Genomic DNA, 20982 nt, shown 5'->3' on the forward strand with positions numbered 1-20982 from the left:
CATGGAACAGGCAGTCAACCTCTGGCCCCTAGTTGGGGTCGGCATCATCATCCTCGGCTTCGTGCTGCGCTTCAATCCCATGATGGTGGTGGCGCTTGCCGCCATCGCCACCGGGCTGGCGGCAACCATGCCGGTCATGCAGATCTTTACGGCAATCGGCACCGCGTTCGTCAAGACGCGCAACCTGCCGCTCATCATCCTGCTGCCGCTGGCGGTGATCGGCCTGCTCGAGCGCCACGGCCTGCGCGAACATGCGCAGGCGTGGATCTCGCGCATCGCGTCGGCCACGGTCGGGCGCCTGCTGATCGTCTACCTCGGCGTGCGCGAGCTGACCGCCGCGGTGGGCCTGACCAGCCTCGGCGGCCATCCGCAGATGGTGCGTCCGCTGCTGGCGCCGATGGCTGAAGGCGCGGCCGAGACCCGCTTCGGCAAGCTGCCCGAGCCGGTACGCCAGCGCGTGCTGGCGTTCTGCGCGGCCACCGACAACGTTGGCCTGTTCTTCGGCGAAGACATCTTCGTGGCCTTCGGCGCCATCGCGCTGATGCACACCTTCCTGTTGTCGTCCAACATCGACGTGGAACCGCTGCATATTGCCGTGTGGGGCATCCCCACCGCGATCTGCGCCTTCCTGATCCACGCCGTGCGCCTCAAGCGCCTGGACATGTGGCTGGAACGTGAAGTGGGCGGCAAGTCCGCCGCGACGGCAGGCACTGGCGCCGCGGCCAAGAGCGGGGAGTAAGCCATGATCATTTCCATCGACTATCTCTACTGGCTCGCCGGCCTGGTGCTGGCCATCACGGCCCTGATGACCTTCGCCGACCGCGACCATCCGCGCCGGCTCAGCACGGGCTTGTTCTGGGCGCTGTATGCGCTGGTCTTCCTCATCGGCGACAAGCTGCCGCCGGCCATCGTCGGCATCGGCGCCGTGGTGATGGCGCTGGTCGCGGGCTTTGGCGGCGTTGGCCACGGCAAGCACGGCACGCTGCCTGAGGGCGAGCGCCGCGCCTCGGCCAAGCGCCTGGGCAACAAGCTGTTCATCCCGGCACTGCTGATTCCGGTGGTGACCGTGATCGGCACGCTGCTGTTCAAGGACGTGAAGGTCGCCGGCCTGGCGCTGCTCGATCCCAAGAACGTCACCTTCGTCTCGCTCGGCATCGGCTGCCTGGCCGCGCTGGGCGTGGCGTGCTGGCTCACCCGCGACACGGTGGTGCAGGGCGTGCGCGAATCGCGCCGGCTGACCGAGTCGCTGGGCTGGGCGCTGGTGCTGCCGCAGATGCTGGCCATGCTCGGCCTGGTGTTCGCGGATGCCGGCGTGGGCAAGGCGGTGGCGCACCTGACCACGGCCTACATCAACATGGACTACAAGCTCGTGGCCGTGGTGGTGTACTGCGTGGGCATGGCGCTCTTTACCGTGATCATGGGCAATGGCTTTGCCGCCTTCCCGGTGATGACCGGTGGCATCGGCGTGCCGATCCTGGTGAACATGTTCCACGGCAACCCGGCGGTGATGGCGGCTATCGGCATGTTCTCCGGCTACTGCGGCACGCTGATGACGCCGATGGCGGCCAACTTCAACATCGTGCCGGCCGCGCTGCTGGAACTCGACGACAAGAACGCCGTGATCCGGGCGCAGGTGCCAACCGCGCTGATGATCCTGGTGGCCAATATCCTGCTGCTGTATTTCCTGATGTAAGAACGCGGGCCAACCGCGAATGATTGGCCCAAGGCCCGGGCAACCGGGCCTTGGGCCGGGAGTCCCTGCCATGCGTACCGTGCTGCTGACCGGCTTCGAGCCGTTCGAGAGCGAGCCCATCAATCCTTCCTGGGAAGCGGTGCGCGCGCTCGACGGCGTGCGCATCGGCAACGGGCCCGATGACCTGGACGCCGCGATCATCGTCGCGCGCCAGCTGCCCTGCGTATTTGGCGCGGCCAACGATGCGCTGGCCGACCTGCTCGACGCGATCAATCCCGTGCTGGTGATCGCGGTGGGGCAGGCGGGCGGGCGCCCGGAGATGTCGGTGGAGCGCGTGGCGATCAACGTCGACGACGCGCGCATTGCCGACAACGCCGGCGCGCAACCCGTCGACACCCGCATTGCCGAGGAAGGCCCGGCGGCGTATTTTTCCAGCCTGCCGATCAAGGCCATCGTGCGCGACATGCGCGCGGCCGGCGTGCCCGCATCGGTGTCGCAGACCGCGGGCACCTTCGTGTGCAACCACGTGTTCTACGGCTTGATGCACCTGCTTGCCACGCAAGGCGTGCCTGCCGGGATCCGTGGCGGCTTCATCCATATTCCCTATTTGCCTGAGCAGGCGGCGCGCCATCCGGGGCAGCCCAGCCTGTCGCTGGCATTGATGACCGAAGGCATCCGCTGCGCGGTGGCCACGGCGCTCTCAACCGCCACCGATATTCGCGAGCAGGGCGGCCAGACGCACTGAGGTGCGGCTCAGGCGCCCGGTGGTGTGGCAATCCTAGCGCTTGTTGCCATCACCGTCGCCATGACTTGCGCGCGCCGCCGCCAACCGCTTCGCCTTGCGCCGCGCGCGCCGCAGGCTGCGGCGATCCAGCTGGAATTGCTCGAAGCGCCAGATCAGGTAGAACAGCGCCGCGAATGGCCACATCCACCCCAGCCATTGCGACAGGCTGTTGAAGTGGATGAAGCGGCCTAGCCGCCAGCCTTGTTCCGAGATCCAGGAGTACGGATTGGCGGGCAGCAGGTTGGACAACATCACCAGCACCATCAGCGTGGCCAGCGCCAGCGCGCCGCGCAGCCAGCGCGGCAGCCGCAACAGCAATACCAGTACCAGCGAGCCTGTCAGCAGGGCAAAGCGGCCGCCTTCGGAGAGCCAGTTGAAGGCATTGTCGTCCGGGAATTGCAGCTCCGCCACCACGGCCTTGAGCAGCAGCGCGCCGGCCAGCAGGGCTGCCAGGATGCGCAGCATGGGCGCGTGCCTGCGCATGGCGGCCGAGGCGAACAGGCCGGTGCCGACCCAGGCGCATCCGGTGACGAGCGACTCCAGCAGCTGCTGTCCCTGTACGTCGTCTGGCCGCATGGCGTGCGGCTCGAACCAGGCCATGCGCAACTGGCGCAGCGAGCCGCGATCGATCAGCGCGGCGAGAAAGGCGCAACCACGGCGCCGCCCAGCAGGGCGCCCAGCGCATTGGTCATCAGGTCGATATTGGACGAGATGCGGTTGGGCAGCCAGGTCTGCAGCGCTTCCATGGTGCCCGACAGCAGCGTGCCCGCCACCAGCGCCAGCAGCACGGCGCGCAGGCCGGAGATGCGCGGGTGCAGGGACAGCACCACCAGCGCGCCAAGCGGGCAGTAGCCCAGCACGTTGGTGATGAGATCGAACCCGGTCAGGTAGCGCGGTTTGGGCGCGGTGATGAAGGCTAGCGGGGAGATGCCGTTGTCGGTCCAACCCGTGAACGGGTACAGGCTGCCGTAGACCACCAGCAAGGCGAAGCACAGCAGCCCCACCCGCGCCAGCGGCGAATGGCGCGGCGGGGGGGGCGGGGGGACGAGCGGCGCGGGAGCCGATGCCATGCGCGGCCCGCTTACTGCAGCGGCAGCGTAGCCACCCAGTCCAGGATCGCCGCAATGGCGGCATCGCTGCCGGTGGCCAGTGCCTTGACGCCGCCGGCGCCATCGGCCGTGGCGGCGGGCTGCGCCACCACGAAGGTCTTCTGCCCGATCAGCCCGCTACGGAATACCGTGGCGCGCACGCGGATCACGCCGCGGCTGGCGCTGGCGCTGTCGAACACCTGCTCGAACTCCAGCACGTCGATCTTGAGCGCCGGCGCGGTCGTGTCGCCTAACCAGGTCAGCGCCCCGCGCGAGGCCACGGCTTCGCGCAGGCGGTCGTCGAACAGGCGCACCGGCGACATCACCCAGCGCTGCGTGGCATAGGGCTGCAGGCGCTCAGCCTGGGCGTAGTGCAGCCGGTAGTACAGTGAGTTGCCGTCCAGCCAGGTCGGGCCATCGGTCTGCGCTACCCGCAGCTTGGGCAGGTGCACGGCATCAGGCGCGGCGCCTGCCGGCGGACCCAGATCGTAGGTGATGACGGGCGTGGAAGGGGCCAGGGCGCAACCGCCCAGCAGCAGGCAGGCCAGCGCGACGCCGGCGGCCAGCCGGCGCGGCAGGGCTGCGGTGCCGGGCATGTGGAGTCCGTCCGGCCGGGTTTGGGCATTGCGCATCATGATGTGCCTTGGTTTGCTCGAAGGGTTCGCAGCGCCAGCCTGGCGGGCCAGGCGTGGTGCGCGTGCGGCGAGTGCATAGGTGCGCGGCATGAGGGCTCCCAGGTTCGCGTCAGGGGGCCTGGAAGCCGGGCTCGCCCGGGCCCGGCACGGCGGCGGGGCCGCCAAACAGCACGCTGCGCGGGCTGTCGTTGAACTGGCTGGCGGCGCGATCGATGCTGCGCATGGTCTGGCGCGCATCGCGCGCGAGCCCGTTGACCTGCGGCAGCGTGTCTTGCGAGACGCCACCGGCGGCCGACTGCACCGAATCCGCCGCGCCTTGCAGGTCGCGCCCGACGCGGTCGATGGTGCGCATCACGGTCCCGCCAGGGCTGGCCAGCTCCTGGGTGAGGCGCCGCGTGGAGGCCAGCGTGGCGTTCAGGTTCTCGGTCACCTGCGGCAGCTGGCGCACGGCCGGCGCGATCGAGCTGGCCAGTTGCGAGTAGTCGTTGGCGGTCTTGTGCACCGAGCGGATCGCCTCCATCAGGTCGCGCCGGTTGTCGGCCTGGAACATGTCGGTCAACGAGCCCATGATCGTCTCCAGCTGCGTGAGCAAGGTGTCGCCGCGCTTTTCCAGCTCTTCGAAGAAGCCGGCCCGCATGGCGATGCGCGCTACCGACTTGGAGGAGGTGGCCAGGTGCGGCGACGGCGCGCCGCCTTCCTGCGCGGTGGTGTCGTCGAGCTGCACGTAGCCGATCCCGGTCACGCCCTGGAAGCCGAGCGTGGCATAGGTGGTGTGGGTGATCGGTGTGTCCTGGTTGACGCTGATGCGCACGATGATCTGGCCCGGCACGCTGGGATCGAAGCGGATCGATACCACTTTGCCCACGTCCAGCCCGCGGTACTTGACGTCGGCCTGCGGCCCCAGCCCGTTGACGGTGGAGCGGGTGATCAGGTCATACGGCACGCGCACCGCGTGGTCGCTGCTGAACCAGAAGATCGAGAACAGCACCAGGATGGCGAGGCCGATCGTGAACACGCCGGCGAGGAAGGCGTGTGACTTGTTTTCCATCATGCTTCTCCAGATTGCGGGCCTGCGGGTGCTGGCGCATGCATTGCCTCGCGCGTTGCGCCCGGCAATGCCGGGAGCGCCTGCATGGCGCGCTGCCCGCGCTCGCCCAGGAAATACTCGCGGATGAACGGGTGGTCGACATGCGCCAGTTCCCGGATCGGCAGCGCGGCCAGGACCTTGTGGTCAGCCAGCACCGCGACGCGGTCCGACAGCGCCACCAGGGTGTCGAGGTCGTGGGTCACCATCACCACCGTCAGGCCCAGCTCGTGGCGCAGTTCGCGGATCAGCGCCACATAGTCGTCCGAGGCCATCGGGTCCAGCCCGGCGGTGGGCTCGTCCAGGAACACCAGCTCGGGCTCCAGGGCCAGGGCCCGCGCCAGCGCCACGCGCTTGATCATGCCGCCGGACAGGTCGGACGGCATCTTGTCCGCATCCCGCGCCGACAGCCCCACCAGTTGCAGCTTGAGCAGCGACGAGGAGCAGATGAGATCGTCGGGCAGGGTGCGAAGTTCACGCAGCGGCAGGGCGATGTTGTCGATCACGGATAGCGCGGAGAACAGCGCGCCGCGCTGGAACTGCAGGCCCCAGCGGTTGCGCAGCGCTTGCAGCCGGGCCGCGTCGAGCTTGGTCAGGTCTTCGCCGAACACACGGATGGTGCCCGAGGTGGGCCGCTCCAGCCCCACGATCTGGCGCAGCAGCACGGTCTTGCCGCTGCCCGAGCCGCCCACGATGGACAGCACTTCACCGCGGTACACATCGAGGTTGAGGTGGTCGTGCACGACTGCTTCGCCAAAGCGCTTGACCAGGTCGCGCACCTCGAGCACGGTGGTGCGCGGGGCCTGCTGCACGATGCCGGAGGCCGGCGTTGCGGATGTGGCCGCGGCGGATGTGGCGGTAGTCATAGGCCGATGTCCTTGAACAGGATGGCGAAGATGGCATCAGCCACGATCACCACGGTGATCGAGGTCACTACCGAGGCGGTGGTGCCTTCGCCCAGGCTGCGCGTGTTGGGCTCGATGCGCAAGCCGAAATGGAGGCCCATCCACAGGTTGGCCACCGGCACCGCATCGGGCAGCGCGCGCAGGAAGAAGGCCGCGCTGATATCCAGCTGGAAGTGGGCGGCCAGCATGCCGCCGGTCAGCGCCAGCACGTCGGTCCACGCCACCAGCAGCGGCATGGCGATGGCCAGCGCGATCACGCGCGGCATGATCAGCCGGAAGCCATGCGAGATGCCCATCACGCGCATCGCGTCGAGCTCCTCGGTGACCCGCATCACGCCGATCTGCGCGGTGATGGCCGAGCCCGAGCGCCCGGCGATCAGGATGGCCGCCAGCACCGGGCCCAGCTCGCGGATCACCGCCATGCCGAGGATGTTGACGATGAAGATGCTGGCGCCGAAGGTGCGCAGCTGGTTGGCCGACAGGTACGACAGCACGATGCCGATCAGGAAGCCTACCAGCGCCGTGATGCCAAGCGCCTTGTAGCCGACGTTGTAGATATTGGCGGAGATTTCGCGCCACGGGCCGCGCTGCGGCGCGCGCGCCAGGCGCAGCAGGTCGAAGGCCAGCTGGCCCAGCATGGTCACGCCGTTGCCGAGCTGCGAGAACATGGACAGGATCGAGGCGCCTAACAGTGTCACCGGATTGAACCGGTCCACCATGTGCTTCTTCCAGTTCTCGCGGCGCAGCCCCGCGATGCGCGTAAAGACGCGGCGCTGGGCTTCGTTGGCTTCGAGCTTCTCGGGCAGCTTGCCGCCCCAGGCCTGCCACATCAGTTGCGCGCCGATATGGTCGAGCCGGGTGAGGCTCGCCATCGACCAGTGCGCATCCGTGGCGATCGCGTGCAGCTCCTTGCGCAGCGCGCTGGCGTGATGGCAGTCGGAGAGCGCAAGCGCCGTCCAGTCGCCGCGCAGCCGCACGGTTTGTGCTCCGTCCGCGCGCGTCACTTCAATGGCTGGCGTGGTAGGGCTTTCCAAAGGATGGGAGGAAGTGATGGGCAAGTCCCGATTCTATGCCACCCGCAGCATCAGCGGGCGTCCGGAGCGCCTCGGCCTTGGATTTGCACGGCTACAATGCGTAGCAGTTTGTCCCATTTTTGCTGCCCATCGTCGATCCGCATGCCCGCTGACAAATCCTTGCCCATGCCAGACTCGCCTTCTGCGGCCGCTGCGGCCGCTGCGCCCGCGCCAGCCTGGCGCATCGACCCCGACCGCCTGCGCGCCGCGCTCACCGGCGCCGCGCGCGGCTGGGCGCTCGATGTGGTCGAGGAGACAGGCTCCACCAACGCCGACCTGACGCTGGCCAGCCGCGCCGCGCCGTGGGCCGAGTCCGCCACGCTGCGCCTGGCCTACCGGCAGACCGCCGGGCGCGGCCGCCAGGGCCGTCCATGGCAGGGGCAGGCCGGGCTGACGTTTTCGGTCGCGCTGCCCTTGCCGCTGGCGCCCTCGCAGTTGAGCGGGCTGAGCCTGGCGGTGGGGCTGGCGCTGGCCGAGGCGCTGGCCGACTGCGACGCGCGGCTGGGCGCCGCCGTTGGCCTGAAATGGCCCAACGACCTGCAGATCGACGGCCGCAAGCTGGCCGGCATCCTGATCGAATCGGTGCCGGCCGGGCCGCAGCGGGTCTGGGCGGTGATCGGCATCGGTCTGAACCTGGTGCGCGATGCGCAGATGGAAGCCGCGCTCGGGCGCGGCCTGGCCGGCGTGACCGAATTCCTGCCGGGTTGCGACCCTACCGTGCTGCTGGCTGCCGTGCTGAACCGGCTGGCGGTGATGCGCGAGGATTTCCTGGCGCAGGGCTTTGCGCCGATGGCGCCCCGCTGGTCCGCGCGCGACGCCTACCGCGACCAGCCGGTGCGGCTGCTGCACGACGGCCGCGTGCAAGCCGAAGGCCTGGCGCGCGGCGTGGACGGCGACGGCCACCTGCTGCTTGAAACGCCGGCTGGCCTGGAGCGCATCTCCAGCGGCGAAGTCTCGCTGCGCCCGGCGCACGACGGGGCGGGCGCATGAGCGGCGCGTCCGCCGGCATGCCGCGCGCGCCGCAACTGCTGATCGATATCGGTAATACCCGCCTGAAATGGGCCTGGTGCGACGAGGCCTGGTCCGGCGCCGTGCTGCACGAGGCCCCGTTGCCCACGCCCTGGCCGCACGGCGGCGCGGGGGTCAGCAACGTGGCCGGCCCGGCCATCGCGGCCAGCCTGCAAGCCACGCTCGATACCGTGTTCGGCGCCGGCACCAGTGTGAACTGGGTACGCTCGGGTGCGCGCTTCGGCGGCCTCGTGAACGGCTACCGGGAACCCACGCAGCTTGGCGTCGACCGCTGGATCGGCAGCATCGGCGCGCGTTGCTACCGCCCCGAAGGCGCGCTGCTGATCGTCACCGCCGGCACCGCCACCACGCTCGACGTGGTGAGCGCGCAGGACCGTTTCGAAGGGGGCCTGATCCTGCCCGGGCTGGACCTGATGCTGGGCGCGCTGGCGCGCAACACCGCGCAGTTGCCGAGCCTGGATGCGAGCGATGCCGGGCTGGCCACCCCATGGGCAGACAACACCCGCGATGCCATTGCCGCCGGCTGCCTGGCGGCGCAGGCCGGTGCGGTGGAGCGCACCTGGCGCGCGCTGTGCGAGCGCGGGCCGGTCCGCTGCCTGCTCTCCGGCGGCGCGCGCCATGTGCTGGCCAACGCGCTCTCCATGCCGTTCGAGATGCACGATAATCTCGTGCTGCTCGGCCTGCATGTGATGGCCTCGCAAAGCCCGGTCGGCACAGCGGGTTGAGCCGCATCACATCACATCGCTTTCCTCACCCGTCGCTCCTCCCCTGCATCGCCCCCAATGCTCCAACGAAGCCTCTTAATCCTGCTGGTCCCGGTCAACGCGCTGCTGCTGGCTGCGGTGCTGGGCGCGTTCGGCCCGCAGCCGCTGGCCGGCTGGATGGAAAGCGCGCGCGAGCCCGAACGCGCCGCCCAGCAGGTGCGCGCCGAACGCTTCCGCCAGATGCCGCAGGCTAGCGACGAACGGCCGGCATCCGCACCCGCCGCCAAGCCCGCAACAACCGCTGCCACTACGCAAGCCGCCGCGCCAGCCATGGCTTGCGTCGAGATCGGCGGCTTCAACGGGGAAATGGTGCGCAAGGTGGCCGATGAGCTGGCCGGGGCGCCGCCCGGCGCCTGGCGAGTCGAACAGTTCGAGCGGCAAGAGCAGGCGCGCTGGTGGGTCCACCTTGCCGGCGCAGGCATCGCGCGAGAACCTGCAGCGCAAGCTCGGTGAGTTGCGCCGGCGCAATATGCGCGAGCACGGCGTGCGCACCGCGGTGCTGACCGATACGCCGCATCCGCTGACGCGCCAGTGGCTGCGCGTGCACAACGCCGACGCGGCACTGCGCACGCGGCTGGACGAGATGCGCCAGCGCTATGGCGCGCAGGACTTGCTGACCTGCACCTGAGACCTGAGCCGCGCGTCAGCGCTGGCTGCTTCGCTCAGCTGCCCTGGCGTACCTTGGACAATAGCTTGGTGGTGGAACGGTCGTGCAGGAACGCAATGGCATGCGCCTGGCCGCCCCAACTGCGCACCAGCCGGGTTTCTTCCAGCGTGTCGATGTCGTAATCGCCGCCCTTGACGTAGATGTCCGGGCGCACCAGCCGGATCAGCTCGACCGGCGTTTTCTCGCGGAACATCACGACCAGATCCACCGAGGCCAGTGCTGCGATCAGCGCCATGCGATCCGATTCGTGGTTCAGGGGACGGTCGTCGCCCTTGCCGAGCATGCGTACCGAGGCGTCGCTATTGACACCGACCACCAGGCTGGCGCCCAAGGCCTTGGCTTGCGCCAGGTAGGTGGCGTGGCCGCGGTGGAGGATGTCGAAGACGCCGTTAGTGAAGACCAGCGGGCGGGGCAGGGTGGCCAGCTTTTCTGCCAGGGCTTGCGGGGTATCGGGGGGGACTAGCTTGGATTCGAAGGATGGCATGGTGGGGGGAAGCCGATGCGTTTTGGGGCGGTGGGTTTTCGCAATTGGTGTCGGGGGGGGGTTGGGCTTCAACTTCAGCTGCAACTTCAGCTGCAACTTCAGCTTCAACTTCAGCTTCAACTTCAGCTTCAACGGCTTAACGTCAAGGGCAACTTCAACGGCAGTTTCACCCCCCCTGCGGGGCGGCGACCTACTTTCTTGTCTCGCCAAGAAAGTAGGCAAAGAAGTTAAGCCATTGAATTTGAAGCCGATTTTGCAGTTTCAGTTGCCGCAACAACTAACAACAACCCACCAATCCCAAACTCCAACACCCCCCAAAAAACAAAACCCCATCATCCGATGGGGCCCGTCCCGCCGAAGGCGCCAAAACCCAGCCCCCCAGCAAAAATCCAGCTTTACGCCTGCGCCGGCTGCGCACCACCCGCCGCCGCCTGCAACTGCACATTCAACTCCTTCCGATACCGGTTCAAATCCTGCACCGTCTCGAAAGTGCGCTCGAACAACAGCGACATGTTGTGCAGGATCCGCTCGATCACCTTCTTCTCCCAGCCTTCGTCGAAGCGGATCTGCTCGTCGAGCCAGTGCTCGAGCCAGTCCGGGTCCGGCAGGCGCGACTGAATGGTGTCGTTGGGGAACAACGCTTTGTTGACGTGCAGGTTGGTCGGGTGCAGCGGCTTTTCAGTGCGGCGGGCGGAGGCCATCAGCACGCCGATCTTGGCGAAGGCCGAGCGGGCGCTGTCGCCGAACTGGTTCAGGTACTTCTTCATGTAGCGCAGGTAGGCGCCGCCGTGGCGGGCCTCGTCCTGCGACAGGGTACGGTAGATCTGCTTGATCACCGGCTCGGTGTGCCATTCGGCGGCACGGCGGTACCAGTGGTTGAGGCGGATCTCGCCGCAGAAATGCAGCATCAGGGTTTCCAGCGGCGGGGCCGGGTCGAACTCGAAGCGCACGGCGTGCAGCTCTTCTTCGGTCGGCACCAGGTCCGGGCGGAAGCGGCGCAGGTATTCCATCAACACCAGCGAATGCTTCTGCTCTTCAAAGAACCAGATGCTCATGAAGGCCGAAAAGTCGGAATCGTGGCGGTTGTCGCGCAGGAACATCTCGGTGGCGGGCAGGGCCGACCATTCCGTGATGGCATTCATGCGGATCGTCTTGGCCTGGTCGTCCGTGAGCAGGCTCGCGTCGAAGGAATCCCAGGGGATGTCCTTGTCCATGTGCCAACGTACCGCTTCCAGCGATTTGAACAGTTCGGGGTAGAGCATGGTAAGCCTTTGAAATTACGGGCAGATTCTACCAGATGCGAATTATTCCCAATGCCCTTTTTAAGCGCAAAGGATGGGGATGTTTGCGGCTGAACCTGCTCGATGCCCAATTTATGGGCGAATACCGCGCCTTTCCCTTGTTTTGCTGGCGGGGAAAAGAGCCTTATGTGTTGCTCTGATCCGGGCCCGGCATTGCGGGAAGCCTGCCGTGCCATTCATTCAGGCAGTCACACCGGCAGGTGGTTCGACATCAAGTGTAACCGTCCGCGCGGGCGTTGAGTCTGTGTCGTTGCCATGATCGGGCGGGATGATGTCATAGAGGAATGCCGCCAGCTCGTGCTGTTGCGCCAGGGCGTCTTTCTCGCCCAGGTTGATCAGGGCCTGGGTGAACTCGGGCTCGAACAGCAGGTAGCTGGCAAAGGCCGCGCCGCGCGCTTCGGTGCCGCCCAACGGCGTCAGCAGGGCGCGCACGGTGCGGGGCAGTTGCTGCACATGCTCCGCGGCAATGGACTCGATGGGCTCGCTGGGCGAGACCGTCATCACCTGCACCGGGCGCCAGCCTTCCTTGTCGTTGGCGATCTCCGGCATGCGCGAGAGCAGGCTGTTGATGTGCTGCAGCCGCTCCAGGTCCGCGGAAAGGCCGTCGAGGAAGATGCTGGCCAGGGCCTGGCCGCCCACCTGCGCCAGCGACGGATAGCCGCCGGCCGGCACGGTGTCGAACCAGCCAGGACGCTGGCGCGAGGCCGCGCCGATGGCCAGGATGCGCGAGGCGCCAAGGTGGATGGCGGGCGACAAGGGTGACATCTGGCGCATGGTGCCGTCGCCGAACCACTCATGGTGCCCTTCCAGTTCCAGCGGCAGCGCGGGGAACAGGAAGGGGATGGAGGACGACGCCAGCAGGTGGTCCACGCCGATCCTGGCCTCCACGGCCAGCCGCTGGCTGCGGCGCCACGGATGGATGCGGCGGTGCGACTGGTAGAAGGTGACGTGGCGCCCGGTGGTGTACGACAGCGCCGTCACGGCAAAGGCCTGGAGGTCGCCGGCGTCCAGGCTGGCCTGCACCCGCTCGGAGTCGAACAGCTCGCTGAGCAGGCTGCCTAGCGGCGTGTTGTCGAACAGCGCCCGCGGCGCGCGCCGGGTGGCCCAGCCGAAGGCCAGTGCGGAGAGCCAACGCGCGCCGGACACACCCACGCCGACGATGCCGGTGCGGTAGACGTCCTCGGCGTGGATGCCGCTCCACAGCGCGGCCAGGCTATCGGCCGCGGCGCGGAAGTTCGCGGCATGGATCGCCAGGCCGGCGCCGTTGATGGCGCCGGCCGACGTGCCGCAGATGATGTCAAAGGGAATACGGCCACGATCGCAGCCGTGCTGCGCGGCAATGCGCGCAAGGCCGCGCAGCACGCCGGCCTGGTAGGCGGCACGGGCGCCGCCGCCCATCATGATCAGCGCGGTGGTCTTCACTGCAGGCGTTGGCTCCGAAGAGGGATCATGGGGATTGCGTGGCTGGGGTGCGGCTCAGGCTCAGGACGGCTCGCCGGAAGTATCGGCCACGCCATCGGGGTTGCCTTGCGGCTCGGCGGGCTTGGCCGCCGCGGATTTCTTGCCGGCCGGGCGTGTGGCCTTGGGCGCAGGTTTGGTGGCCGGCTTGGCGGCCGGTTTAGCCGCAGCCTTGGTGCCGGCAGCCTTGCTGGCCGGCTTGTGGGCCGGCCTGGCCTTGCTGGCAGGCGCCTTGCCTTGCGGCTTGGCGGCAGGCGCGGGAGCGGCTTCGGGCGTGGCCGCGCCAGGCATGCCTGGCATGCCAAAGGCGCCCAGGTTGCCGAGATTTCCAAACGGCGACATGCTGGCCGTGGCGGCGCTGCTGGCGATCTGGTTGAACTGTTGCTGCAGCACATCCCACCACAGGTTGGCGTCCGGCGGGGTGGCGCCGTCCTGGCCGCCCTCCTGGCCGGACGCGGAGGCAGGCTCTTGCGCCCGGCTACTTTCGGGCGCGTCGGGGCCGTTGTCTTCCTCGTCCTCGTTTTCCTCGACCGTGGGCTCGGGCCACACGCGCTTGGCCGCCGGGGGCTCGGCGGGTTGCTGGTAGGGTGCCGCGCTGGGCGAGTTGGCCGCGCGCGCCACGTTCTCCATCGCGTTTTGCATCGCCTCCGGCGAGAGCGCGGTGCCGATGGTCTGCAGCGCCACCAGGGTGGCGCGCTGCACTTCCAGGCCCTGGATGGTGGTGCGCAGCAGGTTGGTGTTGAGCTGCAGCCAGCCTTCCACGGCCTTGAGATCGTGGATGCGCTTGTCGACGTCCTCCAGGTTCATCGGCGGGGTCATGGCCTGCAGGCCAGGCATCAGCCCGCCCGGCATGCCGGCGGCGCTGCCCCACATCTTGCGGAGGAACTCGAAGCCGTTGGTGAAATCTGGAATCTGGCCGAACATGGTCTCGCCTCCGGGGTCGGCAGCCGGCGGCGCCGGCTGCGGAACTGCATTGATCGGAACTACATGCGTTACTCGAACTGCGGCGGCCGCTTTTGCCGCAGGCTGGCTACGCCTTCCTGCACATCGGGGCCGGCAAAGCCCATGAATTCCAGTGCCAGCGAGGCATCGAACGCCGGGCCCGCCATGCGCAGCCAGTTATTCAGCGCGTACTTGGTCCAGCGGATCGCCGTCTGCGACCCGGCGGCCAGCCGGCGCGCCACATCGAAGGCGCGCTCGACCAGTTCATCCTCGTCCACGGTCAGCGACACCAGCCCGATGCGCTCGGCCTCTTCGCCGCTCACCGACTCGCACAGCATCAGATAGTACTTGGCCTTGGCCATCCCGCACAGCAGGGGCCACACGATTGCGGCATGGTCGCCCGCCGCCACACCCAGGCGCGTATGGCCGTCGACAATGCGCGCGGTCCTGGCCGCGATCGAGATGTCGGCCAGCAGGCCAGCCACCAGCCCGGCGCCGACCGCCGGGCCGTGCATGGCCGACACGATCGGCTTGTCGCAATTGATCACGTTGTAGACGAGGTCTCGCGCCTCGTGCCACACGCGGGTGCGGGTGGCAAAGTCGTTGGCCATGTCTTCGACCAGGGACAGGTCGCCACCTGCCGAGAAGCCCTTGCCTTCGCCGCGGATCAGCGCCACGCGCACCTCCGGATCGGCCGACACATCGCGCCAGATCTCCGCCAGCTCGCGGTGCATATTGGCGTCGGCGGTGGCCAGCTTGCGGTTGGCGGACTGTTGCGCGCCCATCACGATCTCGAGGATGGGGCCGTGCCGGCGCAGGGTGAGCGCCTGGTAGCGGTCGTAGCGTGGCGACAACGGCGCGTTGCCCGCGGGGGACTCGGCACTGGGGGCGGAAGACGGCGGGGGCGCTTGCGGAGGGATTGCGGTCATGGGGCAGCGATGGCCGTGGCCATTCCTTGGTGACGCGTGGGGGCCGGACCGCGAGAAACGGCCTGGGACGCCGCCGGTGGCTGCCTGGCGCAGTCGGCGGCAATTAGCCAACCGTTCGGTTGGTCAATTATAAGCACTCCCATCGCCGCGCGGCCAGCGGCAAGCGCATGGCCCGCGGGTTCCAGCTCAGGCTCAGTTCTTTGCGGACACCAGCTGGTCGATCGCGCCGAACACCGAGCGGCTCTGCGCGTCGAACATCTCGATCTTGACGGCGTCGCCGAACTTCATGAAGCCGGTGACCGGCTGGCCGCCGTCGATGATCTCCAGCATGCGCTTCTCGGCGATGCAGCAGTAGCCCTTGCTGCGGTCGACATTGGAGATGGTGCCCGAGCCGACAATGCTACCTGCACGCACATTGCGCGTCTTGCAGATATGCGCGATGAGCTGGCCGAAATCGAACACCATGTCGGTGCCGCAGTCGGGCGCGCCCACCTTCTTGCTGTTCCAGTGGACGGTCATGGGCAGGTGCACGCGGCGCTCGCGCCAGGCCTCGCCCAGTTCGTCGGGCGTGACCGCCACTGGCGAGAAGGCGGTAGCCGGCTTGCTCTGGAAGAAGCCGAAGCCCTTGCCCAGCTCGGCGGGGATCAGGTTGCGCAGAGACACATCGTTGGCCAGCATGATCAGCCGGATGGCGTCGGCAGCCTGCTCGGGCTTGGCACCCATCTTCACGTCGCCGGTAATGACGGCGATCTCGGCCTCGAAGTCGATGCCGAAGGCTTCGCTGGCGCACACGATATCGTCATGCGGGCCGATCATGTCGTCGGAGCCGCCCTGGTACATCAGGGGGTCGGTCCAGAACTCCGGCGGCATCTCGGCGCCACGCGCGCGGCGCACCAGCTCCACGTGGTTCACGTAGGCCGAGCCGTCGGCCCACTGGTAGGCGCGCGGCAACGGGGCCATGCATGCCTTGGGGTCGAAGGCGAAGGGATGGCGCGCGCGTCCCGCGTTCAAGGCGTCGTAGACGTCCTGCAACTGCGGCGCGTAGAAGTTCCAGTCGTCCAGTACGGTCTGGAGCTTGCCGGCGACATCGTTGACGAAATGGGCGGTCTTCAGGTCGCGCGAGACGACCACGAGCTGGCCGTCGCGCGAGCCGTCCTTGAGGGTGGCGAGTTTCATGTATGCAATACGTTAAAAAAGCAGGGAAAGCAGGGAAAGCAGGTAAAGCAGAAAAAGCAGCCCGCTAGTCTACCGTGCTGCCCTTGGCCTTGATCAGCTTGCCCCAGCGCTCGGCTTCGGCATGCGCGTACTGCGCGAACTCCTCGGGGGTGCTGGAGACCGGCTCCACGCCGATGCCTTCGAAGCGCTTCTGCACGTCGGCGCTCTTGAGCGCCTTCACCAGTTCGGCATTCAGTCGGGCCACCACCGGCTTGGGGGTGCCGGCCGGCACCACCACGCCTTGCCAGGCATAGGCTTCGAAGCCGGGCACGCCGGCTTCGGCCACCGTTGGCACTGCCGGCAGGGCTGTCAGGCGCTTGGGCGTGGCCACGCCCAGCGCGCGCACCTTGCCAGCCACCACGTTCTGCTGGCCGGAGGCCAGGTCAAGGAACATCAGCTCGACCTGGCCGGCAAGCAGGTCCTGCACCGCCGGCGCGGCGCCCTTGTAGGGCACGTGGGTCATCCTGGTCTTGGTCTGGTCCATGAACAGCTCCATGGCCAGGTGGTGCGGGCTGCCCGCGCCGGGCGAGGCGAAATTCACCTTGCCGGGGTTCTTCTGCACGTACTCGATGGCTTCCTTGAGCGTGCGCGCGGGGAAGTTCGGCGTCGCCACCAGGATCAGCGGAAAGCGCGCCACCATCCCCACATGCACGAAATCCTTGTCGGCGTTGTAGGGCAGCTTCTTGTACAGCGACGGATTGGCCGCCAGGGTGGCGGTGTCGGCGGTCAGCAGCGTGTAGCCGTCGGGCTTGCTGTGCGCCACCGCGTCGGCACCGACAATGGTGGCCGCGCCCGGGCGGTTGTCGATCACCACCTGCTGGCCCAGTGCCGGCGTGATGGCCTGGCCCAGCGTGCGCGCCACCACGTCGGTGCCGCCGCCGGCCGGGTAGGGCACTACCCAGCGTATCGGCTGGGCGGGCCAACTGTCGGCGGCGCGGGCGGGCTGGACCGCGGCGGCGCCCAGCGTCAGCGCGGCCAGCAGCGGCGCGGCCCAGGCGCGCCATGCTGGCAGGGCAGGGCGTTGGCCGAAGGGGAAAAGGCGGATCATCTTCGTCTCCTGTAGAAAGCGGCCGCGCCGCGCCATCTGGATGGGATGGCGGCATGCCCGCGCCGGTATTGGCCGGTGCCGAAGAGATCGATTCACCCGGACCTGTATTTGTGCGCCCAAAGTCTACCGACGGTTTAAAAATTGGTAAATCGATTTCGCTATAGTAAATTTATGTCCCAGCCGGCGTGATCGGCGCCGCCGCGCGCAAGCGCAGGTGTGATACATGGGTTACTTTCTCAATTTACTGCCACCCGTTGCCGCATGACCGAACTCGAAGAAGACGATTCCAAGCTGCGTTCCGGCATCCAGTCGATCGAGGTTGGCTTCAAGCTGCTGCAGGCGCTTGCCGCATCGCCGCGCGCCATGATGCTGCGCGACCTCGCCGCCGCCGCCGACATGAACCCGGCCAAGGCGCACCGCTACCTTGTCAGCTTCCAGCGGCTCGGCGTGGTGGTGCAGGACCCGGTTGGCGGGCGCTACGACCTCGGGCCTTTCGCGCTGCAACTGGGCCTCGCCGGCCTGAACCGGCTCGATCCGGTCAAGAAGGCCCGCCCGATCCTGTCGCAATTGCGCGACGAGATGGACCAGACCATCGGCATCGCGGTCTGGGGCAACCACGGCCCGACCATTGTGCATTGGGAGGAATCCAGCCATCCGGTCACGGTCAGCTTGCGCCTGGGCGACGTGATGCCCATGCTCAACTCCGCCACCGGCCGGCTGTACGGCGCCTATCTGCCGAAACAACAAACGCGGCCGCTGGTCGAACGGGAACTGGCGGAGCGCGGCCATGACGATATTCCGGACCTGCCGCGCTCGCTGGCCGACTATGACGTGGTCTGCGAAGACGTGCGCGCCCACGGCGCGGCGCGCGTCAAAGGTGGCGTGCTGCCGGGCATCAATGCGTTCTCGATGCCGGTCTTCGACGCCAACGGCCACGTGGCAATGGCCCTGATCGTGCTGGGCGCGCAGAGCGTATTCGATGCAGAATGGGGCGGTGCGGTCGACCGTCATGTACGCGATATTGCCCGGCAGATTTCTTCGGAGCTTGGTTATCTTGATGGCAGCCCGACGAGCGGGCCGAACGGCCCTTCCCCGTAAGCCGACCCCGCGCCGCCTGCGCTGGGCGGTTGCGCTTGCGCTGGTGCTGGCCGCCACCTGCTGGCGGTGCTGGGCCTGCTGCATATGCCCGGGCTGCCGCGGGACCCGACCGCGCCGCCGCCGCTTGAAGCCATCCTGCTGCCGCCGCCGGCGCCACCGGCGCCCATCGCGCCGCCGCACCCGGCCCCGGTCGCACCGAAGCGGGCGCCGGCTGCGCGCGCCGAGCCGGCGCCCACAGCGCACTTCGATCGCGCCGCCGGCACGCTCGTCTTCGAGGGGCGCGGCAAGCAAGAGCCGTTGCCGGCCGCGGGCCAGGACCGATTCAGCGTGTTCCTGCAACTGGTGGGGCTGGTGCGGGGCAATCCGCAGCGCTATGCCACGCCCGGCGCGACGGAAACCTTCGATGTGGCGGATACGCGTGACCTGGAGCCCATGCAGGTGCAGTATGTGGGGGACGAGGATGTCGATACAGGTCATGGCACGGTACGGGCCAAGCACTTCGTGCGCCTGCCGCGCCATGCCAACGATCGCCGGCGCGTCGAGGTATGGCTGGCGCAGCCGCTGCAATGGATGCCGGTGAAGCTGCGCCAGACCGAGCCTGACGGCACCCAGATCGAGCTCGTCTATCGCGATAGCGAATCGTTGCACTGAGGAGTCTGCAAGCCGTACTCAAGCCGTACTCAAGCCGTCCGCAAGCCGCGGCATTGGCCGCCGCTGTGGTTCACCGTGTTTTCACCAACATCCGGAGACCCGTCATGAGCGCCACCCTGCCACCATCCGAAACCCGCCGCGTGCGTCTGCAGGTTCGCATCGACGGGGGCGACGGCCCCTGGGTGGTCCTGGCGCATGCGCTGGGCGCCAATCACACCTTGTGGGACGCCACGGCGCGCCACCTGGCGCCGCGCTATCGCGTGCTGCGCTACGACCTGCGCGGGCACGGCCAGAGCGATGCGCCGATCGGCGCCTACTCGATGATCCGCCTGGCCGATGACGTGGCTTGCCTGATGGATGCGCTGGAGGTGCCGGCCGCGCATTTCGTCGGCGTCTCGGTGGGCGGCATGATTGGCCAGACTGCGGCTGTGCGCTACCCCGAGCGTTTGTTGTCGCTGACCCTGGTCGACACCGTCAACCGCACGCCACTGGATGCCCACGCAATGTGGCATGAGCGCATCGGCCATGTGGAAGCGCACGGCATGGCGGGCGTCGCCGACAGCACCATGCAGCGCTGGCTCAGCGCGGCGTTCCGGGGCGCGCATCCGCAGGAAACGGCCCGCGTGCGCGAGATGCTGCTGGGCACGCCCGTGCACGGCTACGTGGGAACCGGCCAGGCCATCATGGCATTTGACCTGGTCGGGGCGATTTCGCGCATTCATTGTCCTACTCTGGTAGTGGCCGGCGAGGAGGACCTGGGAGCGCCGCCCGAGATGGCACGCGAGATCGCCGCCGCGATTCCCGGTGCCCGGCTCGAAATCCTGCCGCATGCCGCGCACCTTGCACATATCGAGCAGGCGGATCGTTTTCATGCGGTGCTGGATGCGTTTCTTGGCAACGCGGCTTGCGGCGCACAGTGCGATATACCCTGAAACCAAACGTGGCGATCAGCGGCAGAACAGCGGGCGATATCTTTCCCACCAAACTCAAGAACTTGCTGGGACGGCCGTTGCCCAATGTAGTGAGGGAACGCTTAAAACTCGCGGTTTGCCTAAGCAGAACTTGAAAACCCGGCAAACACCCTCAGCTTGGAGGTGAAATCGCGGAGGGCAACCGGCCAGTGTGCCGGTTATCGAAATAATCAGTCGCCCGCCGCTTGACCCATGACAGCCAGGAGGTATGCCATGCAAATGATCTACAACAGCGACAATTACTGCATTGTCGAGTTTGGTGCGGATGTCGAGCATGCGCCTCTTGCCTCTGGCGGCTATGAAATCGTGGACAAGAATCTGAAACGCGAGATTTTCCTCGGTGGCCAGATGGCCGAGAGCTTTCGCGCGGACGTGACACGTCTGATCGAAAGCGAGCCGTCGGTGGAAGAGGTGGATGATTTCCTTGGCAAGTTCGACACAGTGATGATTCACCCGCTAGTGATGCACTAGGCGCCACGGCTGCCGTTGCCGGCTTTCCGCCGAGTGGCGGGCCGGCGAGCCAGCCCATGGAGAAAATAGCAAGAAGCCCGCGCATGGCGCGGGCTTCTTGCTTTCAGGATCCGTTCCCGGCCGCCTTCCGGCCATTCAATACTGCTCCCAGGGCAGCCCGGCGTGACGCCAGCCGTTGAGGGTGTTGCGGTGGCGCTCGGCGTCCAGGTCGCCTTCGAAGCCATGCAGCACGTTATAGACGGTGGAGAATCCGGCGCCCTCCAGGGCGCGCGCGGCGGCCGTCGAGCGGTTGCCGCTGCGGCAGATCAGCAGCACCGGGCGTGCCGAGGCCTGTCCCGCGAGCTTCTTCACCGACTGTACGAAATGCGGGTTCACCTCCCAGTCCGGGCCATCGTTCCAGGGCACGTTATGCGCCCCCTTGGGGTGCCCCACGAAGAGGTACTCCATTTCGCTGCGGCAATCGATGAAGAGCGCGTCGGGCGACTCGCTGAGGAGCGTCTGCGCGTCGCCGGGGCTGAGGTGTTGCATGGGCAAGGCTTTCCGTTGATGGCAATGTGGGGAATGTGTCCCAGTGTAGGGCCGGGCGGTGTCGCGCGGCAACCCGCGAGCGTCGCCGGCGGCACCGGCCGGCGGCTGCCGATATTCCGCAAACCATTGATGTAACTGATAAAATCGCAGTCTTTTCTCTTGCT

The 20982-nt window shown here is 67.5% G+C and carries 23 protein-coding genes and 1 pseudogene; 11 read left to right on the top strand and 13 right to left on the bottom strand.

What is annotated here, in order from left to right; genetic code table 11:
- The first annotated feature begins 1 nt into the window (after position 1).
- The 3 genes from OR16_RS25925 (at position 2) to pcp (ending at position 2438) form a co-directional block, all read left to right on the top strand.
- Positions 2-739 (top strand): DUF969 domain-containing protein, encoded by a 738-nt coding sequence (locus OR16_RS25925; RefSeq protein ID WP_006161275.1) that lies wholly within the window; start codon positions 2-4, stop codon positions 737-739.
- A gap of 3 nt (positions 740-742) precedes the next feature.
- Positions 743-1693: a DUF979 domain-containing protein gene (locus tag OR16_RS25930; protein WP_006161277.1), complete on the top strand. Its 951-nt coding sequence runs from the start codon at positions 743-745 to the stop codon at positions 1691-1693.
- 70 nt (positions 1694-1763) lie between these two features.
- Entirely contained in the window at positions 1764-2438 is a 675-nt protein-coding gene (gene pcp / locus OR16_RS25935; RefSeq protein WP_006161278.1) for a pyroglutamyl-peptidase I, read from the top strand.
- Positions 2439-2471: 33 nt separating this feature from the next.
- Here the strand turns inward: pcp and OR16_RS25940 are convergent.
- From OR16_RS25940 to OR16_RS25960, 5 genes and pseudogenes are all read right to left on the bottom strand, one after another.
- Positions 2472-3547: pseudogene (locus tag OR16_RS25940) on the bottom strand (VanZ family protein).
- Between the two features lie 11 nt (positions 3548-3558).
- Positions 3559-4161, bottom strand: a complete 603-nt coding sequence (locus OR16_RS25945) for an ABC-type transport auxiliary lipoprotein family protein (protein ID WP_043421155.1) — start codon at positions 4159-4161, stop codon at positions 3559-3561.
- 148 nt (positions 4162-4309) lie between these two features.
- Positions 4310-5251 (bottom strand): MlaD family protein, encoded by a 942-nt coding sequence (locus tag OR16_RS25950; protein ID WP_043421138.1) that lies wholly within the window; start codon positions 5249-5251, stop codon positions 4310-4312.
- Positions 5248-6150, bottom strand: a complete 903-nt coding sequence (locus OR16_RS25955) for an ABC transporter ATP-binding protein (RefSeq protein ID WP_006161283.1) — start codon at positions 6148-6150, stop codon at positions 5248-5250. Before OR16_RS25955 ends, OR16_RS25950 begins: the two co-directional genes overlap by 4 nt.
- Positions 6147-7223, bottom strand: coding sequence for an MlaE family ABC transporter permease (locus tag OR16_RS25960; RefSeq protein WP_043421157.1), 1077 nt, complete (start codon positions 7221-7223; stop codon positions 6147-6149). Before OR16_RS25960 ends, OR16_RS25955 begins: the two co-directional genes overlap by 4 nt.
- A gap of 165 nt (positions 7224-7388) precedes the next feature.
- On the opposite strand from OR16_RS25960, the gene OR16_RS25965 reads away from it, so the two are divergent.
- From OR16_RS25965 to OR16_RS46390, 4 genes are read left to right on the top strand one after another with little or no spacing between them, the layout of a single operon-like run.
- The gene (locus OR16_RS25965; RefSeq protein WP_006161287.1) at positions 7389-8252 is read left to right on the top strand and encodes a biotin--[acetyl-CoA-carboxylase] ligase; all 864 of its coding nucleotides are present in this window, start codon (positions 7389-7391) and stop codon (positions 8250-8252) included.
- Entirely contained in the window at positions 8249-9016 is a 768-nt protein-coding gene (locus OR16_RS25970) for a type III pantothenate kinase (RefSeq protein ID WP_006161288.1), read from the top strand. The genes OR16_RS25965 and OR16_RS25970 overlap by 4 nt, the downstream gene beginning before the upstream one ends.
- Before the next feature lie 57 nt (positions 9017-9073).
- Positions 9074-9508, top strand: a complete 435-nt coding sequence (locus tag OR16_RS25975) for a hypothetical protein (protein WP_237717226.1) — start codon at positions 9074-9076, stop codon at positions 9506-9508.
- Positions 9462-9683 carry a hypothetical protein gene (locus tag OR16_RS46390; RefSeq protein ID WP_237717227.1) on the top strand — a complete coding sequence of 74 codons (222 nt, stop codon included), beginning with the start codon at positions 9462-9464 and terminating at the stop codon, positions 9681-9683. The genes OR16_RS25975 and OR16_RS46390 overlap by 47 nt, the downstream gene beginning before the upstream one ends.
- Positions 9684-9717: 34 nt before the next feature.
- Here the strand turns inward: OR16_RS46390 and rfaE2 are convergent, their stop codons facing one another.
- The 7 genes from rfaE2 to OR16_RS26010 form a co-directional block, all read right to left on the bottom strand.
- Complete coding sequence (gene rfaE2, locus OR16_RS25980) at positions 9718-10206, bottom strand: D-glycero-beta-D-manno-heptose 1-phosphate adenylyltransferase (protein WP_006161290.1); 489 nt, start codon at positions 10204-10206, stop codon at positions 9718-9720.
- A gap of 395 nt (positions 10207-10601) precedes the next feature.
- Positions 10602-11468 (bottom strand): hypothetical protein, encoded by an 867-nt coding sequence (locus OR16_RS25985; RefSeq protein ID WP_006161292.1) that lies wholly within the window; start codon positions 11466-11468, stop codon positions 10602-10604.
- Positions 11469-11687: 219 nt separating this feature from the next.
- The gene (locus tag OR16_RS25990) at positions 11688-12908 is read right to left on the bottom strand and encodes a patatin-like phospholipase family protein (protein WP_081488888.1); all 1221 of its coding nucleotides are present in this window, start codon (positions 12906-12908) and stop codon (positions 11688-11690) included.
- Positions 12909-12989: 81 nt separating this feature from the next.
- Positions 12990-13889, bottom strand: a complete 900-nt coding sequence (locus tag OR16_RS25995) for a PhaM family polyhydroxyalkanoate granule multifunctional regulatory protein (RefSeq protein WP_006161294.1) — start codon at positions 13887-13889, stop codon at positions 12990-12992.
- A gap of 68 nt (positions 13890-13957) precedes the next feature.
- Positions 13958-14836, bottom strand: a complete 879-nt coding sequence (locus OR16_RS26000; RefSeq protein ID WP_237717228.1) for an enoyl-CoA hydratase/isomerase family protein — start codon at positions 14834-14836, stop codon at positions 13958-13960.
- Positions 14837-15028: 192 nt separating this feature from the next.
- Positions 15029-16012, bottom strand: a complete 984-nt coding sequence (locus tag OR16_RS26005) for a fumarylacetoacetate hydrolase family protein (RefSeq protein WP_006161298.1) — start codon at positions 16010-16012, stop codon at positions 15029-15031.
- Positions 16013-16076: 64 nt separating this feature from the next.
- Positions 16077-17099 carry a Bug family tripartite tricarboxylate transporter substrate binding protein gene (locus OR16_RS26010; protein ID WP_006161299.1) on the bottom strand — a complete coding sequence of 341 codons (1023 nt, stop codon included), beginning with the start codon at positions 17097-17099 and terminating at the stop codon, positions 16077-16079.
- A gap of 261 nt (positions 17100-17360) precedes the next feature.
- On the opposite strand from OR16_RS26010, the gene OR16_RS26015 reads away from it, so the two are divergent.
- The 4 genes from OR16_RS26015 (at position 17361) to OR16_RS26030 (ending at position 20290) form a co-directional block, all read left to right on the top strand.
- On the top strand, positions 17361-18197 hold the full coding sequence (locus tag OR16_RS26015) for an IclR family transcriptional regulator (protein WP_006161300.1): 837 nt from the start codon (positions 17361-17363) through the stop codon (positions 18195-18197).
- A gap of 66 nt (positions 18198-18263) precedes the next feature.
- A complete protein-coding gene (locus tag OR16_RS26020; RefSeq protein ID WP_006161301.1) occupies positions 18264-18848 on the top strand; it encodes a DUF3108 domain-containing protein in 585 nt (194 codons plus the stop codon).
- A 104-nt stretch (positions 18849-18952) separates the two neighbouring features.
- Positions 18953-19780: a 3-oxoadipate enol-lactonase gene (pcaD, locus tag OR16_RS26025; RefSeq protein ID WP_006161302.1), complete on the top strand. Its 828-nt coding sequence runs from the start codon at positions 18953-18955 to the stop codon at positions 19778-19780.
- Between the two features lie 252 nt (positions 19781-20032).
- Positions 20033-20290 (top strand): BTH_I0359 family protein, encoded by a 258-nt coding sequence (locus OR16_RS26030; protein WP_006161303.1) that lies wholly within the window; start codon positions 20033-20035, stop codon positions 20288-20290.
- A gap of 135 nt (positions 20291-20425) precedes the next feature.
- Here OR16_RS26030 and OR16_RS26035 read toward each other — a convergent pair whose 3' ends face one another.
- On the bottom strand, positions 20426-20818 hold the full coding sequence (locus OR16_RS26035; protein WP_006161304.1) for a rhodanese-like domain-containing protein: 393 nt from the start codon (positions 20816-20818) through the stop codon (positions 20426-20428).
- Positions 20819-20982 lie beyond the last annotated feature (164 nt).

Source organism: Cupriavidus basilensis OR16 (genome assembly GCF_000243095.1).
Taxonomy (GTDB): domain Bacteria; phylum Pseudomonadota; class Gammaproteobacteria; order Burkholderiales; family Burkholderiaceae; genus Cupriavidus; species Cupriavidus basilensis_D.